We start from the raw sequence: 18169 nt of genomic DNA, 5'->3' as shown, positions 1-18169 counted from the left end.
TCAAGAGGTGAATCCGATGAAAGAACAGAACAGCACCCCGAACCCGCTCGACGCCCTCAGCCCGCAGCAGCGCGAGCGCCTGATGGAGCTGGCGCGCGCGCGGCGCCATGCGGCCAACGGCAACCTGCACGACAAGTTCGAGCAATGGGTGATCCGGCGTCCGCAGGCGGTGGCGGTCAGCCACGGCAAGCGCCATCTGTGCTACGGGGAACTGGGCGCGCAGGCGACGGCGCTGGCGCGGCGCCTGCTCGACGCCGGCCTGCAGCGCGGCGAACTGGTCGCCATCACGCTCGACCGCAGCATCGAGGTGGTCGTTTCGATCCTGGCCGTCCTGAAGGCCGGCGGCGCCTACCTGCCGATCGACCCGGGCGTGCCGGAAGAGCGCCAGCGCTTCATCCGCGCCGACGCCGCGGCGCGCTTCACCCTGAGCACGTCGAAGTACGCCGGGCTGCTCGCCGGCTGCGACGGCCGCGTGTTCTTCCTCGACCGGGAAGACGCCGACGCCGGCGCTGCCGACGCGCCGCTGCCCGTCGTCGCGGGCACCGATCTCGCCTACGTGATCTACACCTCCGGCTCGACCGGCAAGCCCAAGGGCGTGATGGTCGAGCACCGCCACGTGGCGCGCCTGTTCACCGCCGCCGAACCGCACTTCTCGTTCTCGGCGCAGGACGTGTGGACCCTGTACCACTCGTACGCCTTCGACGTCTCGGTCTGGGAAATGTGGGGCGCGCTGCTGTACGGCGGGCGCCTCGTGATCGTGCCGCACGACGTGGCGCGCGCGCCGGCCGAGTTCGCCAGCCTGCTGCTCGACGAACAGGTCACGATGCTCAGCCAGACCCCGACCGCGTTTTCCAACCTGATCCCCGAACTGCTGGCCAGCAACGATCGCGGCGCGCTGCGCAACGTGGTGTTCGCCGGCGAAGCGCTGGACACCCGGCGCCTGCGCCGCTGGTTCGAGCGCTTCGGCGACCAGGCCCCGGCCATGGTGAACATGTACGGCATCACCGAGACCACGGTCCACGCCACGTACAAGCGCGTGTCCGCGCAGGACGCGGTCGACGGCGCCAACGACATCGGCGTGCCGCTATCGGACCTGACGCTGCTGGTGCTCGACGAGCAGCGCGAGCCGGTGCCGGCCGGTGTGACCGGCGAGCTGTACGTGGGCGGCGCGGGCGTCACGCGCGGCTACCTGAACCGGCCGGAACTGACGGCCCAGCGCTTCATCACGCTGCCGTCGCTGCCGGGCGAAGTGCTGTACCGCAGCGGCGACCTGGCGCGCCGCCTGGAAAACGGCGCGCTGGCCTACCTGGGCCGCAACGACGACCAGGTCAAGCTGCACGGCTTCCGCATCGAGCTGGGCGAAATCGAGCGCCGGCTGGTGAGCCACGCCGCCGTGCACGCGTCCATCGTCGCCATCAAGGGCGAAGGCGACGAGCGCCACCTGGTCGCCTACGTGGTGCCGGTCGGCGCCGCCGACCAGGACTGGAAGGTGGAGCTGCACCGGCACCTGACGGCGTCGCTGCCGGGCTACATGATTCCGTCGCACCTGGTCACGCTCGACAGCCTGCCCGCCACCAGCAACGGCAAGATCGACCGCGCCGCCCTGCCGGCGCCCGCGCCGGCCACGCGCTGGAGCGGCGCCGCCGTGCGCGCCGACGCCATCGCCTGAGCGCCGTCCCGTACACGCAAGTTCATTCACAGGAAATCCGAAGATGATGAGATTCGAAGACCCGGCCCAGGCCGACCAACGCACGCAGGCCCAGGCCCGTCTCGACGCCCTGTCGCCGCAACAGCGCCAGCGCCTGCAGGAACTGGCCAGGGCCAAGCGGCAATCCGGCGCCGAACCGGCGGCGAACCTGCACGGCAGGTTCGAAGAGTGGGCGCGGCGCCAGCCGGAGGCCGTCGCCGTCTGCGAACACGGGCGCCGCCTGAGCTATGGCGGGCTCGATACGCAGGCGACGGCGCTGGCGCGGCGCCTGCTCGACGCCGGCCTGCAGCGCGGCGAGCTGGTCGCCATCACGCTCGACCGCAGCATCGAGGTGGTCGTCGCGATCCTGGCCGTCCTGAAAGCCGGCGGCGCCTACCTGCCGATCGATCCGACCGTGCCCGAAGAGCGCCAGCGCTTCATCCGCGCCGACGCCGCGGCGCGCTTCACGTTGAGCACGTCGAAGTATGCCGCGCTGCTCGCTGGCTGTGACGGCCGGGTGTTCTTCCTCGACCAGGAAGGCGAGGCCGCCGGCGCCGCCGACGCGCCGCTGCCGCCCGTCGCGGGCACCGACCTCGCCTACGTGATCTACACCTCCGGCTCGACCGGCAAGCCCAAGGGCGTGATGGTCGAGCACCGCCACGTGGCGCGCCTGTTCACCGCCGCCGAACGGCATTTTTCGTTCTCGGCGCAGGACGTGTGGACCCTGTTCCACTCGTACGCGTTCGACTTCTCGGTGTGGGAAATGTGGGGCGCGCTGCTGTACGGCGGGCGCCTCGTGATCGTGCCGCATGACGTGGCGCGCGCGCCGGCCGAATTCGCCGCCCTGCTGCTCGACGAACAGGTCACGGTGCTCAACCAGACCCCGACCGCGTTTTCCAACCTGATGCCCGAACTGCTGGCCCGCGCCAGCAGCGGCGCGCTGCGCTACGTGATCTTCGGCGGCGAAGCGCTGGAGACCACGCGCCTGCGGCGCTGGTTCGACCGTTTCGGCGACCAGGCCCCGGCGCTGGTGAACATGTACGGCATCACCGAGACGACCGTCCACGTCACGTACCGGCGCCTGTGCGCGCAGGATGCGGTCGACGGCATCAACGACATCGGCGTGCCGCTCGCCGACCTGACGCTGCACGTGTTCAACGAGCGCATGAAGCCGGTGCCGGCGGGCGTGACCGGCGAGCTGTACGTGGGCGGCGCGGGCGTCACGCGCGGCTACCTGAACCGGCCCGAACTGACGGCCGAACGCTTCGTCGCCCATCCTGCGCAGCCGGGCGACGTGCTGTACCGCACCGGCGACCTGGCGCGCCGCCTGGAAAACGGCGCGCTGGCGTACATGGGACGCAACGACGGCCAGGTCAAGCTGCGCGGCTTCCGCATCGAGCTGGGCGACATCGAGCGCCAGCTGGTGGCGCATGCCGCCGTCGAGGCGGCCGTCGTGGTGCTCGCCGGCGCGGCCGACGCGCCCCAGCTGGTGGCCTACCTCGTGCTGGCCGGCGACGCCGGCGCCGACTGGAAGCAGGCGCTGCACCGGCACCTGTCGGCCGCCGTGCCCGACTACATGATCCCGGCGAGCGTGGTCGCGCTCGACCGGCTGCCGCTGACCGAAAACGGCAAGGTCGACCGCCGCGCGCTGCCGCCGCCGGCCGGCGGGGACGTCTGGCAGCGCGCCTACGTGGCGCCGGAAACGCCCGCGGAGCAGCTGCTGTGTCCCCTGATCGCGAGGCTGCTGCAAATCGATCGCGTCGGCATCGACGACAATTTTTTCGGCCTGGGCGGCGACTCGATCCGCGCGGTCAACCTCGTGGCGCTGGCCCGTGAAGCGGGCCTGAACCTGAGCATCGCGGACGTCTTCGCCACCCCCTGCGTCGCCGACCTGGCCCGCGTCGGCGCCAGCGCCGCGCCCGCGGCGGCGGCGGCGACCGGCCCGTTCGACCTGATCGACGCGGCCGACCGCGCACGCCTGCCGGCCGGGGTCGAGGCGGCCTGCCCGATGTCGCGCCTTCAGCAAGGGATGATCTACGAAAACCTGGCCAGCGCTGACAATTCGGCCTACCACAACGTGATCAACCAGCGCTATCGCGGCGAGATCGACTTCGAGCGCATGCGCCTGGCGCTCGGGCATGTCATGGCCCGCCACGAGATCCTGCGCACGTCGTTCGACCTGGACGGTTACAGCGAGCCGCTGCAACTGATCCACCGCTCGGTGCCGGCGCCGCTGTACGTGAACGACCTGCGCCACATGGACGCCGCCGCGCAGGATGCCCACCTGGCGCACGAACTGGCGCGCCTGCGCGGCGAACGCATCGACCTCAAGGCGGCCCCGCTGTTCCACGCGCACGTCTACCGCATCGCGGACGCCGAGTTCGAACTGATCTGGCTCGAGCACCACGCCATCCTGGACGGCTGGTCGCTGGCCAGCTTCATGACCCAGCTGGCGCAGGAATACGCCATGCTGGCCGGCGTCCAGCCCATGCGCGCCGCGCCGCGGCTGTCGTCGTCCTACCGCGACTTCATCGACCGCGAACGCCAGGCGATCGCCGACCCGGAGCAGCAGGCCTTCTGGGCCGGCTACCTCGCCGACGCCGCCCCCACCGTCCTGCTGGGCATGCAGGCGCGCACGGACGCCGGCGCCCGCCAGATCGCCCCGTTCGACATCCCGGCCGACCAGTTCGCGGCCTGCCGCGCGCTGGCGCGCACCGTCGGCGTCCCGCTCAAGTCGCTGTTCCTGGCCGCCTACGCCAAGGTGATGAGCAAATTCAGCGGCGAAGTCGACCTGCTGGTCGGCCTCACCACCCACGGGCGCCCGGAAACGCGCGACAGCGACGACCTGCTCGGCCTGTACGTGTCGCAGCTTCCGCTGCGCCTGTCGTGCCGCCAGCCGAGCTGGCGCGAGCTGATCCTGCATTGCTACCGCGCCGAGGCCGACATCTGGCCGCGCCGCTTCTATCCGCTGTCGGAAATCAAGCGCCAGCAGGGCGCCCTCGCCCAGCCCGAAACCACGTTCACCTACAACCACTTTTCGGTCACCGAAGACGCGCACGACATGGGCATGCGCGGCACCCGCGCGCGCGCCAGCTTCGAATTCAACGAGATCGGCCTCGGGGTGACGTTCGTCGTGCGCGACATGCAGGCCAATTTCGGCCAGATCAACGTCGCGTTCGACGGCACCCGGTTCGACGACCGCTACGCGCTGCGCATCCAGCAATACCTCGGCGAAGCGCTCGAGGCCATGCTGGCTGGCGTCGACGCCGCCGCGGACGTGCTGCGCGAATCTGACCGCCAGATCGCCGCCGCGCTGGCGCAAAACACCAGCCTGGTGGAACCGCACGAGAACCTGGTCGGACAGTTCCAGGCCCTGCTGGCGGCGCACAGCGGCGTGTGCGCCGTGAAGCTCGGCGACCGCACGCTCGGTTTCGGCGAGCTGGACGACCAGTCCGGCCGCATTGCCGCGGTGTTGCGCAGGCGCGGCGTCGGCCGCGGCGACCTGGTCGGCTTCGCGACCTCGCCCTCGCCCGAGATGGCCGCCGCGGTGGTGGCCGTGCTCAAGCTGGGCGCGGTCGTGCTGGCGCTCGACCCGGAGCAGACCGCCGCGCGCCTGCGCGACATCATCGACGAGTCGGCCGTGGTGCACATCGTGGCCGATCCGGGCCACCGCACCGCGCTGCTGCCGGCCGGGCTGACGGTGCACGCCCTGCCCGCGCTGGCCCTCGAGGCGCACACGAGCGGCGAGAAGGCCGAACCGATCGGCACGCTGGCGGCCTGCGACCCGGCGTACGTGATCTATACCTCGGGCTCGACCGGCCGTCCGAAAGGCGTGGCCATCAACCATGGCAACGCACTGGCCTACCTGCGCGGCAGCGTGCGGCGCTTCGACCTGGCGCCGGGCGAGCGCCTGCTGCAGGTCTCGAACACCGGCTTCGACATCTTCCTGATGGAATTGCTCTACACCCTGTTCAATGCCGGCACCCTCGTCCTGCGCACCAGCCCCCTGCTGCCGGACGGCCCGCAGCTGTGGGAACTGGTCGACCGCGAGCGCATCGACATCCTGTGCCTGGCGACGGCCTACCTGCACCTGCTGTGCGACGAGCTGCCGCCCGACCTGGACGACGGCGCCTGCGCCAGCCTGCGCCTGGTCATGGTCGGCGGCGAAGCGATGCAGCGGCGCCTCGTCGACCGCTGGCTGGCCCGCTGGGGCGACCGCGCCGCCGTGAACAACATCTACGGCCCGACCGAGGTCACGGTGGCGGCCACCACGTTCGATACGCGCACGCTGGCCAGCCTCCCGGACTGCCATACCGGCGTGCCGCTCGGCCGCCCGCTCGACCACGCCAGCTTCTACATCCTCGGCAAGGACCTGCGTCCGCTGCCGCAAGGCGTCGCCGGCGAACTGTACATCGGCGGCGGCGGCCTGTCGCTCGGCTATCTGCGCCGGCCCGAGCTGACCGCCGAGCGCTTCCTGCCCGTGGGCAGCGTACCGGGCGTGCACGAGCCGCTGTACCGCACCGGCGACCTGCTGCGCACGCTGGAAGACGGCCAGGTCGAGTTCGTGGCCCGCGCCGACACGCAACTCAAGATCCGCGGCTACCGGGTGGAGCTGGACGAGGTACGCCACGCCATCTGCGCCCACGCGCAGGTCAAGCATTGCGCGGTGGTGCCGATGCGCGATGCCGACGGCGAGCGCAAGGTCGTGGCGTACGTGGTGCCGGACGAGACGGCCGGCGCGGACCTGCTGGCGGTCATCAGGTCCGACCTGCGCGACCGGCTGCCCGGCTATATGCAGCCGTCGGCCTGGATGGCGCTGGACGCGCTGCCGCTGACGCCGAACCGCAAGGTCGACGTCCGCGCCTTGCCGGCGCCCGATTTCGGCGCCGCCGACGCGTACGTGGCGCCCGCGTCCGAGCTGGAAACGGAGATTCAGAAGATCTGGTGCGACGTGCTTGCACGCGACGAGATCAGCGTGGTTGCGGATTTCTTCGCCCTGGGCGGGCATTCGCTGCTGCTCACGCGCCTGCTGCTGCGCATCGGCCAGGCCTGCGGCGTCGAACTGTCGCTGGCCGAACTGATGCGCGGCAGGACCGTGCGCGACATGGCCGCGCTGGTCGCGGCGACCCGCAGCATCGGCAAGGCATCCGCGAGCGAGGCCGCGGCCGACTCGGTCGAGATGGAGTGGTAACGCAGTGACACGCGGGGCGCGCGGTCCGGCATCCCGGACCGCGCCGCCGCGCCCCGTAACAGAAAACTCGCAGAAAGTACGCGCATGTTCACCTATTTTGCAAAGAAACTCAGCGGCCTGCTGGCCCTGGCGACGATCTCGAGCAGCCTGTCCGCGCTGCTCGCGGTATCGCTGTTCGTCATGATTTCCCGGGCCAGGACGGCGGGCCTGCAGGACTTCGATCTCCTCCGGTACGGCGTGACCTGGCTGCTGCTGCTGACGACGTCGATCGGCGCCTCGCGCCTGCTCTCGCTCCTGTCGGCGAAGGCCGTCTACAAGATCAGGACGTCGCTGATCCGGCGCATCCTGGGCACGTCGTACGAGAAGCTGGAGCGGGCCGGTTCGCCGCGCCTGTACAACGTGCTGACCAACGACGTGGCGATCCTCTCGAACGCGTTCTCGGACCTGCCCACCTTCGTGTTCAACCTCATCCTGCTGGTGTCCTGCCTGTCGTTCCTCGCCTTCCTGTCGCTCAAGCTGTTCCTCGTGCTGGCGCTGGCGATCGGGGGGGCGTTCCTGGTGTCCAAGACCCTGATCCGGCGGCTCGGCAGGCTGGGGGCGAAGCTGCGCGACAACCAGGACCGGGCCGTGGAAGCCTATCGCGGCATGCTCGACGGCAGCGCCCAGCTCACCGTGGACGAAGCGCGCAAGTCGTTCTATTACCAGCACGACCTGGAACCGCAGGCGAAAACGCTGGGCGACGCCGAGATCACGTACCGCTTCTATTCCGACATCAACCGCATCGTGACCGTGGCCCAGATCTTCCTGCTGCTGGGGATCATGATGGAAGCGGGCCGGTATCTGGGCGACCAGGCCATCGTCATGACGTATGCGCTGGTCATCACCTACTGCGCCAGCCCCTTCGCCAACGTGGTCAACCTGCTGCAGCTGTTCTCGAATGCCCGCGTATCGCTCGGCAAGATCGACAGCCTGCAGATCGACACGGAAATCGATCCGGAACTGAGCGTCGCGGCCCCGCCGGCATGGAACAGCATCCGCTTCTCGCAAGTCGAGTACAGCTACCGCAAGGAAGGCAGCGAGACCCCGTTCGTGCTCGGCCCCATCGACCTCGACATCCGCAAGGGTGAAGTGACCTTCATCACGGGCGGCAACGGCAGCGGCAAATCGACCTTCATCAAGCTGCTGCTCGCCCTGCACGAGCCGAGCGGCGGCACCGTGTACATCGACGGCGCGCCGCTGGACCCGGCCAGCCGCGACGGCTACCGGGCATTGTTCGCGATCGTGCTGTCGGAGTTCTACCTGTTCAAGCAGGTCCTCGGCGCCGACGGCAAGGCCGCGGCGAATGCCGACGTCGAGCACCTGCTGGACCGCTTCGGCCTGGGCTCGGTGGTCAGGATGGCGAACGGCGCCTTCGACACGGTGCGCCTGTCGCAGGGACAGAAGAAACGCCTGGCGCTGGTCGCCGCCGTCGCGCAGGACAAGGACATCTATGTGCTCGACGAATGGGCGGCCGACCAGGATCCGCATTACCGCAAGACGTTTTACGAGGACATCATCCCCTGGCTCAAGGCCAAGGGGAAGACGATCGTCGCGGTCACGCACGACGACCGCTATTTCGGTGCCGCCGACCACCGCCTGAATTTCGAGGCCGGGCGCGTGCGCAACGACAGCGCGGGCCCCGCCGCCCGGGTCGACACGGCCGCGCAATTGCTGAGCAAGACGGCAGCCTGACCATGGCCGCGGCGCCGGGCCGCCCGCCCGACGGCGGCCGCGCACAGGCAGAACACATCGAACAACTAGGGAGCACGCATCAATGAACCAAGAAATCGCCCTGATCAATCGTCTCGACGCCATGGGCATTCAATTGCGCCTGAACGAAGGGAAGTTGACGACGCGGAGCGCGCCCGGCAGCGTGACCGCGGAAATCGCGGCGCTGATCCGGCAACAGCGCGATGGACTGGTCGCCTTCCTGCGCCAGCGCGAGCTGGGCGAAGCGCTCAAATCGGCGGCCATTCCGGCGCGCGGGGACGCCATGCATCCGCTGTCGTACGCCCAGAAGCGGCTGTGGCTGATCGACCGCATGGGCGATACGGGCACGGCGTATCACATACCGGCGGCGCTGCGGATCGAGGGCAGGCTCGATCGCGGCGCGCTCGAGCGGGCCTTCGGCGCCATCGTCGAGCGGCACGCCGTGCTGCGCACGGTGTACGTTGCGCGCGACGGCGAGCCGATGTGCGAAGTGCGTCCGTATGCCGGGTTCACGCTGGACCGCGTCGACCTGGCCCCGGGCGCCACGCTGGCGGGGGCCATGGCGGCGGAAAACGCGCGCCCCTTCGACCTGTCCCGCGACCTGATGCTGCGCGCCACGCTGGTTGGCGTGGATGCGGACTGCCACGTCCTGCTGCTCAACATGCACCACATCGCCTCGGACGGCTGGTCGATGGGCATCCTGGTCAAGGAACTGGTCGCGCTGTACGAAGGCACGGCGCCGGCGCCGCTGGCCGTGCAGTACGGCGACTACGCCGCGTGGCAGAGCGACTGGCTGGCCGGCGGCGCCCAGCGGCACCAACTGGACTACTGGAAGCGGCGGCTCGACGGCATCCCCCACCTGCACGCGCTGCCGACCGACCATCCACGGCCGGCGCGCCAGCAGTACGAGGGCGCGCACTACACCTGCACGCTGGACGATGCGTCCGCGCTGCACGCCGTCTGCCGCGACGCCGGCGCCACGTCGTTCATCGCCCTGCAACTGGCGTTCGCGGTCCTGCTGTCGCGCTGGAGCCACGAGACCGACATCGTGTTCGGCACGCCGGTCGCCAACCGCCTGCGCCCCGAACTCGAAGGCCTGATCGGCTTCTTCGTCAACACGCTGGTGCTGCGCAACCAGATCGACGCCACGCGTTCCTTCGCCGACCTGCTCGGCGAGGCGGTCCGCAACACGGCCGCCGATTTCGATCACCAATCCCTGCCGTTCGACGTGCTGGTCGAGACGCTCAATCCGGTGCGCTCGCCGGCCCACGCGCCCCTCGTGCAGATCATGTTTTCGATGCATAACGCCGTCCCGGCCGCGCTGCGGCTCGACGGCCTGTCGCTGGCGGGCGTGGACACGGCCGGCGTCAGCGCCAAGTTCGACCTGACCCTGAACGTGGTCGAGAGCGGCGGCACGCTGGCCATGAGCTGGCAGTACAGCACGGCCCTGTTCAATCCCGACACCATCGCCGCCATGGCGCAGCAGTACCTGGCGCTGCTGCGCGACATCGGCCGGCGCCCGGCGGTGCCGCTGGCCCGGCTGGACATGCTGGCGCCCGGGGAACGGGAGCGCCTGCTGGCGTTGAACGGCGTCCGCCGCGGCGGGCCGGGCACCTCGATTCCGCACCTGTTCCGCGAGCAGGCCGGGCGCGCGCCGGACCGCATCGCGCTGGTCGACGGCGAACGGCAACTGACGTACGCCCAGCTCGACGACGAGGTCAGGCGCCTGGCCGCCTGGCTCGTCCGCCGCGGCCTGCGCGACGAGCAGCCCGTCGGCATCCACATGGACCGCGGCAGCGGCATCGTCGTGGCCATGCTGGCGATCCTGCACGCCGGCGGCAGCTACGTGCCGATGGACGTGACGATGCCGGCCGAACGCGTCGCGCTCGTCGTGCGCGATACCGGCTGCGAACTGGTGCTGTGCAGCGCGCGCCGCCGCGCCGTCCTCGACGGCCTGCCGACGGAACCGGTCGCGCTCGACCTGCTCGACGCGGACGGGCCGCGGCACGACGACCTGCCGGACGCGCGCGGCGGGCGCCGCCTCGCCTACCTGATGTACACCTCCGGCTCGACCGGCCAGCCCAAGGGCGCCATGATCGAACAGCGCGGCATCGTGCGCCTGGTGTGCGACGCCGGCTACTGCAGCATCGCGCCCGGGCATACCGTCGCGCAATCGTCGAACAGCTCGTTCGACGCCGCGACGTTCGAAATCTTCGGCGCCCTGCTCAACGGCGCCTGCCTCAGCTTCATCGACGTCGATACCCTGGTCGATCCGGACCGGCTCGAACGGGCGATCGAACGCCAGGGCATCGACATCCTGTTCCTGACCACGTCGCTGTTCAACCAGAGCGCCCACCTCAGGCCGCGCATGTTCGGCCGCCTCGACACGCTGCTGATCGGCGGCGAGGCGGTCGACAAGCAGGCCGTCGACAATGTGCTCACCGGCGGCGCCGCGCCGCGCCGCTTCGTCAACGGCTACGGCCCCACCGAGAACACGACCTTCACCACCGCCTTCGAGATGCGCGACGTCCGGCCCGCGTACCCGATCGGACGGCCCATCCGCAACACCTCCTGCTTCATCCTCGGCAGCCAGCGCGAACTGCTGCCGTTCGGCGCGCTCGGCGAGCTGTACACGGGCGGCGACGGCGTGGCGCGCGGCTACCTGAACCGGCCGCAGGAAACGGCCGCGAGCTTCGTCGCCGACCCGTTCGGCGGCGACGGGCTGCTCTACAAGACCGGCGACCTGGCGCGCTGGCTGCCCGACGGCACCCTCGACTACGTCGGCCGCAGCGACTTCCAGATCAAGCTGCGCGGCTTTCGCATCGAACTGGGCGAGATCGAGGCGAGCCTGGCACGGCTCGACGCGGTGCAGGAGGCGGTGGTCCTGGCGCGCGCCGACGGTCCCGGCGAGCGGCGCCTGGTGGCCTATGTGACGGCGGCGCCGGGCGCCGCGGCGGACGCCGCGACGCTGCACGACGCGCTCGCCGCGCAGCTGCCGCCCTACATGCTGCCGAGCGCGTACGTCGTGCTCGACGCGCTGCCGCTGACCGCCAACGGCAAGCTCGATCGCCGCGCCTTGCCGGCCCCGCAATCGGACGCCTACCTGCATGCCCGCTACGAAGCGCCGCAGGGCGACCACGAGCAGGCACTGGCGGCCGTCTGGCAAGACCTGCTGCGGGTCGAGCGGGTCGGCCGCAACGACGATTTCTTCGCGCTCGGCGGCCATTCGCTGATGGCGGTGCAGCTGTGCGCGCGCCTGCACGACGGCAGCGCCATCGCGCTGCGCGACGTCTTCGAGCACCCGACGCTGCAGGCGCTCGCGCGCCGCGTGGCGCAGGCCGCCGGCGTCCGGCCGCAGCCCATCGCGCGCGCCGCCCGCGCCGCGCCCCTGCCCTTGTCGTGGGGCCAGCAGAGCATCTGGCTGGTCGAGCAGCTCGGCGCCGTCGGCGCGGCGTACCACATGCCCGTCGCGGTGCGCCTGGCCGGCACGCTGGACCCGCATGCGCTGCGCCGTGCGCTCGACCGGATGGTCGAACGGCACGAGTCGCTGCGCACCACTTTCGACGCCGACCGCCAGGCGATCGCCGCGCCGGGGCCGTTCGCGCTGCGCGAGATCGACGCGACCGGCTGGAGCGACGACGCCATCGCGCGCTGCAGCGCCCGCGAAGCCGCCGCGCCGTTCGACCTGGCCGCGGGCCCGCTGGTCCGCGCCAGCCTGCTGAAAGTGGCCGATGATGTGCACGTGCTGCTGTTCGTCATGCACCACATCATTTCGGACGGCTGGTCGATGGGCGTGCTGGTGCGCGAGCTGGGCGCGCTGTACGCGGCCTACCGCGACGGGCTGCCGGATCCCCTGCCGCCGCTCGCCATCCAGTACGCCGATTACGCGGTGTGGCAGCGCGAGCGGCTGCAAGGCGCGCTGCTGCAGGAACAGCTCGATTACTGGACGCGCCAGCTGGGCGGCGCGCCGGCATTGCTCGAACTGCCGCTCGACCGCCCGCGTCCGTCCAGCCAGAGCCACAAGGGCCGGACCATCACCTTCGCGCTGGACGCCGGCCTGAGCGCCGGACTGAACGCGCTGGCGCAGGAACACGGCATGACCCTGTTCATGGTCCTGTACACGGGCTTCTCGATCCTGCTCGCCAAACTCAGCGGCCAGGACGACATCGTCGTCGGCGTGCCCGCGGCGAACCGCCGCTCGGCGGCGCTGGAAGGCCTGATCGGCTTCTTCGTCAACACCCTGGCCCTGCGCCTGCGCCTGACGGGGGAAGCCAGCGTGGCCGACGTGCTGGCCCAGGCCAGGGAATCGACGCTGGGCGCCTACGAACACCAGGAACTGCCGTTCGAACAGGTCGTCGAGGCCCTGCGGCCGCCGCGCACCCTCGCCCACAGTCCGGTGTTCCAGGTCATGTTCAGCCTGCAGAACATGCCCGCCAGCGCGCTCGAGCTGCCGGGCCTGCGCCTGGAGGCGCAGTCGGCGTCGGCGGACGTCGCCCAGTTCGACCTCTCGATGGCGCTGCATGAATCGAAAGGCCGGATCGCGGGCGACATCAACTACGTGAGCGACCTGTTCGACGCGGCGACCATCGAACGCTGGATCGGCCATTTCCAGACCGTGCTGGCGGCGATGGTGCGCGACGCGCGCCAGCCCGTCGCCGCCCTGTCGCTGCTGGACGACGCCGGACTGCACCGGGTCACGCGGCTGTTCAACGCCACCACGGCGGATTACCCGCGCGAGCGCCTGATCCACGAGCTGTTCGCCGAACAGGCCGCGCGCACGCCCGACGCGATCGCGCTGCGCCACGACGATGCCTGCCTGAGTTATGCGGGCCTGGACGGACGCGCCACCGCCCTGGCGCGGCGCTTGCGCACGCTGGGCGTGGGTCCGGACCGGCGGGTCGGCATTTTCCTCGAGCGCGGCATCGACATGGTGGTGGCCGTGCTGGCGACCCTGAAGGCCGGCGGCGCCTACGTGCCGCTCGATCCCGCCTACCCGGCCGCGCGCCTGGCCTGGCTGCTCGACGATTGCGGGCCGGCGGCGGTGCTGACGAGCGGCGCCCTGCGGGAGCGCCTGCCGGACGGGCACGCCGTGCTCGCCGTCGACGGGAACGACGGCGATGGCGATGGCGATGGCGATGCCGGGCCGCTCGACGTGCCCGGACTGACCTCGCGGCACCTGGCTTATGTCATCTATACCTCGGGCTCCACCGGCATGCCCAAGGGCGTGATGGTGGAGCATCGCCAGGTCCTTCATCTGTGGCGTGCGCTGGGCGTGGCCGTGTTCGACGCGTGCGCGCCGGCATCGACGATCGCGCTCAATGCCGGGCTATCCTTCGACGCCTCGGTCCAGGCGCTGGTGCAGTTATTGTCCGGCCATTGCGTGGCCATCGTCGGCGCGCCGGTCCGGCTCGATGCCCATGCCTTCCTCGCATTCCTGGCGGACAAGCGCGTCGACACGTTCGATTGCACGCCCCTGCAGCTGGAGCTGCTGGTGCAGGCCGGCCTGCTCGACGCGGGCCTGGACGCGCTCAAGCGGGTGCTGATCGGCGGCGAGGCGATCGGGCCCGCATTGTGGAACACCCTGAGCGCCTGCCCGTCGATCGAGTTCTATAACGTGTACGGACCGACGGAGTGCACGGTGGACGCCACCTGCATCCGCATCAACGGCGACCGCAACGGCCCCAGCATCGGCCGCCCGCTCGCGAATACCAGCGTGTACGTGGTCGACGCGGCCATGCGGCCGGTGCCGGTCGGCGTGTGCGGCGAAATGGTCATCGGCGGCGCCGGCGTGGCGCGCGGCTACCTGGGCCGGCCCGAACTGACGCTGGAGCGCTTCATCGACGATCCCGCCGGCGGCGGCAAACGGTATCGCACCGGCGACCTGGCCCGCTGGCGCGACAACGGCGAGCTCGAATACCTCGGCCGCAACGACTTCCAGTTCAAGCTGCGCGGTTTCCGGATCGAGCCCGGCGAGATCGAAGCATGCCTGACGAAACTTGCGGACGTCCGGGAAGCGGTGGTGCTGGCGCGCGAAGAGTCGCCCGGCAATACGCAGCTGGTGGCCTACTACACGGCCGCCGCGCCGGTGCCCGCCGCGCGCCTGCGCGCGCATGCGCTCGAAGGCTTGCCGGCGCATATGGTGCCGGCGGCGTACGTCCACCTGCCGGCATGGCCGCTGACCGCCAACGGCAAGCTCGATCGGCGCGCCTTGCCGGCGCCGCAGCCGGACGCGCACCTGCATGCCCGGTACGACGCGGCGCCGGACGACCACGAGCCGGCATGGCTCGAACTGCCGCTCGACCGCCCGCGTGCGCCCGGCCGCAGCCGCGAGGAGCGGACCATGGCCTTCGCGCTGGACGGCGACTCGAGCGCCGCACTGGACGCGCTGGCGCACGACCACGGCATGCCCCCGTCCGTGGTCCTGTACACGGGCTTCTCGATCCTGCTCGCCAAGCTCGGCGGCCAGGACGACGTCGCCGTCCGCATGCCGGTGTTCCCCGCCGACGCGCTGGCGCTGCGCCTGCGCGTCGGCGGTGACGCCAGCGTGGCCGACGTGCTGGCCCAGGCGCAGGACACGATGCTGGCCGCCTGCGCGGACCGGCAACTGCCCTTCGAACAGGTGGCCGAGGCCCTGCGCCCGGCGCACACGCTGCGCCTGGAGGCGCAGTCCGCGGCGGCCGACCTCGCGATGGCGCTGCACGCGGCGGACGGCCGGATCGCGGGGAAAATCCACTACGCGAGCGACCTGTTCGACGCGGCGACCATCGAGCGCTGGATCGGCCATTTCCGCACCGTGCTGGCGGCGATGGCGCGCGACGCGCGCCAGCCGGTCGCCACGCTGGCGCTGCTGGACGACGCGGAACTGCACCGGGTCACGCGCCTGTTCAACGCCACCGGCGCGGACTACCCGCACGACCGCCTGATCCACCAACTGTTCGAGGAACAGGCCGCGCGCACGCCCGACACGATCGCGCTCAGCCATGCCGGCACGCACCTGACCTACGCCCAGCTCAACGGCGCGGCCAACCGCCTCGCGCATCACCTGCGTGCGCACGGCGCGGGACCGGGCCGGCTCGTCGCGGTCAGCGCCCGGCGCGATGCGGCGCTGGTCACGGGCCTGCTGGCGGTCCTCAAGGCCGGCGCCGCGTACGTGCCGCTCGATCCGGACTACCCGAGCGAGCGGCAGGAGCACATGCTGCGCGACAGCGCGGCCATCGCCCTGCTCACCCACGGCCAGCCGTCCGCCGCGCTGCGCCGCCAGCTGCGCGAGGACGTGCCGGTGATCGATCTGCACGACGGCCGGCAATGGGGCCATCACAGCGATGCCAACCCCGTCGTGGACGGCCTGGACCCGGCGTGCCTGGGCTATGTGATGTACACCTCCGGCTCCACCGGCCTGCCCAAGGGCGTGCTGGTGGAGCACCGCGCCGTGGTCAACCATGTCCACGCGTTCGGCCGGCGCCTGGACCTCGGTCCGGCCGACCGCGTCCTGCAATTCGTCTCGGTCTCGTTCGACGCCGCCGTCGAGGAAATCTTCGGCGCCCTGGCCTGCGGCGCCGCGCTGGTGCTGCGCACGGAGGACTGGGTGGCCGGCCCCGATGCGTTCTGGTCGCTCTGCGCACAGGAGCGCATCAGCGTCGTCGACCTGCCGACCCGGTTCTGGGCCGAACTCGCGCAGTCCGGCGCGCCGGCGCCCGCGTGCGTGCGCTGGGTGGTCATCGGCGGCGAGGCGGTCGGCGAACGCGCGCTCGCGTCCTGGCTGGCGGCCGGCCCGCGGCCGCGGCTGCTGAACACCTACGGGCCGACCGAAGCGACCGTCAGCGTCACGGCAACCGAACCCCGCGCCGCCGGCGACTGGCGCAACATCGGCGGCCCCGGCGCGAATACCCGGATCTACATCCTCGACCGGCACATGATGCCGGTCCCGATCGGGGTCGCGGGCGAGCTGCATATCGGCGGCGTGCAGGTGGCGCGCGGTTACCTCAACCGTCCCGACCTGAGCGCGGAACGCTTCGTCGACGATCCGTTCGGCGGCGCGGGACGCTTGTACAAGAGCGGCGACCTGGGCCGCTGGCGCGCCGACGGCACCATCGACTACCTCGGGCGCAACGACGCCCAGGTCAAGATCCGCGGCTTCCGTATCGAGCCGGGCGAGATCGAGGCCACGCTGGCGCAGGAACTCGGCGTGGACGTGGTGGTGCTGGCGCGCGAGGACGAGCCCGGCGACAAGCGCCTGGTCGCGTATTACGGCGGCGCGACGGCGCTCGCAGCGGGCGACCTGCGCGCGCGGGCCGCCCGCCTGCTGCCGGCGTACATGATGCCGGCGGCGTTCGTCCACGTGCCGTCCTGGCCGCAGACGCCGAACGGCAAACTCGATCGCAACGCCCTGCAGCGGCCGACCGCGCATACTCATGCCGGCCGCAGCTACGACGCGCCGCTGGGTCCGACCGAAGCCGCCGTGGCGCGCCTGTGGGAGGCGCTGCTCAAGATCGGGCCGCTCGGACGGCACGACAATTTCTTTGAACTGGGTGGCCACTCGCTGCTGGCCATCCAGATGCTGACGCAGGCGCGCGTGGAACTCGGCGTGGCGCCCGCGCCGGCCAGCGTGTTCACCCACCAGACCGTGGCCGCGTTCGCCTCCGTGCTGGACGCCGCCGGCGCACCGGCACGGCAGGCGGCGGGCGCCGGCGACCACGTGGTCCTGCATGACCATGCGGGCGGCAAGGCGCCGCTGTTCTGCTTCCCGGGCCTGTTCGCCAACGGGCTGGAGTTCGGCGCCGTCGCCGCCGCGCTGCAGGACGAGCGCAGCGTGCATGCGTTCGTCTGCCCCACCCTGGGCGGCGCCCGCTGGGACGGGTGGGAGATGCCGGACCTGGCGGCAATGTACGCCGACCGCGTGGCCGGCATCGCGCAAGGCGGCCCGGTCGTGTTCCTCGGCTGGTCCATGGGCGGCTACCTGGCCTTCGAGGTGGCCCGGCTGCTGCGCGGGCGCGTGGACGTGCGGTTCGTCGCCATGGTCGACGTCCACGATACCGGCGAAGCGGCCCTCGCGCCCCGTTCGCCCATGGCCGATGAAGGCAGCCTCGACGGCATGCTGGCGCAATGGTCCCGTGGGACGGGCATGCCGGCGCAATGGCACAACCTGTTCGCGCGCCTGGACCACGTGGAGAAGCAGCTGGCCTGGGAGCGGCTGCAGGACATGCCGGCGTTCGCGCTGACGGGCACCGACGTGGACGGGGCCGAGTACCGGGCATGGGCACGCTTCAATCACGGCCGCATGACCCGCCGCCATGCATTGCGTTCCGCGCAGGTGCCGGTCCACGTCTGGGCGGCCGGACAGAGCGTGGCGCGCACCGGCGCATCCCTGCGCGACTGGACCGCGCTGGCGGACGTGCGGTTCGCGAGCGTGGTCGACGGCAGCGACCACCGCACCGTGCTGGATCATCCGGCCTTCCTCGAACAGCTGCGCCGGCAACTGGCCGCGAGCGAACCGGGCGCGCAAACCGTCTTATCCGACCGTATCGCAACCACAGCAGAGTGAT

General features: G+C 71.1%; 4 protein-coding genes. All 4 read left to right on the top strand.

The annotated features are described in order from the left end of the window. The first annotated feature begins 16 nt into the window (after positions 1 to 16). The 4 genes from ACEN9Q_RS06270 (at position 17) to ACEN9Q_RS06255 (ending at position 18168) form a co-directional block, all read left to right on the top strand. Positions 17 to 1669 carry an amino acid adenylation domain-containing protein gene (locus ACEN9Q_RS06270; protein WP_495627714.1) on the top strand — a complete coding sequence of 551 codons (1653 nt, stop codon included), beginning with the start codon at positions 17 to 19 and terminating at the stop codon, positions 1667 to 1669. 43 nt (positions 1670 to 1712) lie between these two features. After that, on the top strand, positions 1713 to 6878 hold the full coding sequence (locus tag ACEN9Q_RS06265) for an amino acid adenylation domain-containing protein (RefSeq protein WP_495627713.1): 5166 nt from the start codon (positions 1713 to 1715) through the stop codon (positions 6876 to 6878). An 84-nt stretch (positions 6879 to 6962) separates the two neighbouring features. Next, positions 6963 to 8609 carry a cyclic peptide export ABC transporter gene (locus ACEN9Q_RS06260; protein ID WP_495627712.1) on the top strand — a complete coding sequence of 549 codons (1647 nt, stop codon included), beginning with the start codon at positions 6963 to 6965 and terminating at the stop codon, positions 8607 to 8609. Positions 8610 to 8691: 82 nt separating this feature from the next. Further along, on the top strand, positions 8692 to 18168 hold the full coding sequence (locus tag ACEN9Q_RS06255; protein WP_495627711.1) for an amino acid adenylation domain-containing protein: 9477 nt from the start codon (positions 8692 to 8694) through the stop codon (positions 18166 to 18168). Position 18169 lies beyond the last annotated feature (1 nt).

This window comes from Massilia sp. Masssp93, from assembly GCF_059491295.1.
This window is presented reverse-complemented; position numbering and strand designations above follow the sequence as displayed.

What these genes read in the sequence shown, in the direction of transcription:
- ACEN9Q_RS06270 (WP_495627714.1), top strand. Translation starts at nt 17, where the DNA reads ATGAAAGAACAGAACAGCACCCCGAACCCGCTCGACGCCCTCAGCCCG.
- ACEN9Q_RS06265 (WP_495627713.1), top strand. Translation starts at nt 1,713, where the DNA reads ATGATGAGATTCGAAGACCCGGCCCAGGCCGACCAACGCACGCAGGCC.
- ACEN9Q_RS06260 (WP_495627712.1), top strand. Translation starts at nt 6,963, where the DNA reads ATGTTCACCTATTTTGCAAAGAAACTCAGCGGCCTGCTGGCCCTGGCG.
- ACEN9Q_RS06255 (WP_495627711.1), top strand. Translation starts at nt 8,692, where the DNA reads ATGAACCAAGAAATCGCCCTGATCAATCGTCTCGACGCCATGGGCATT.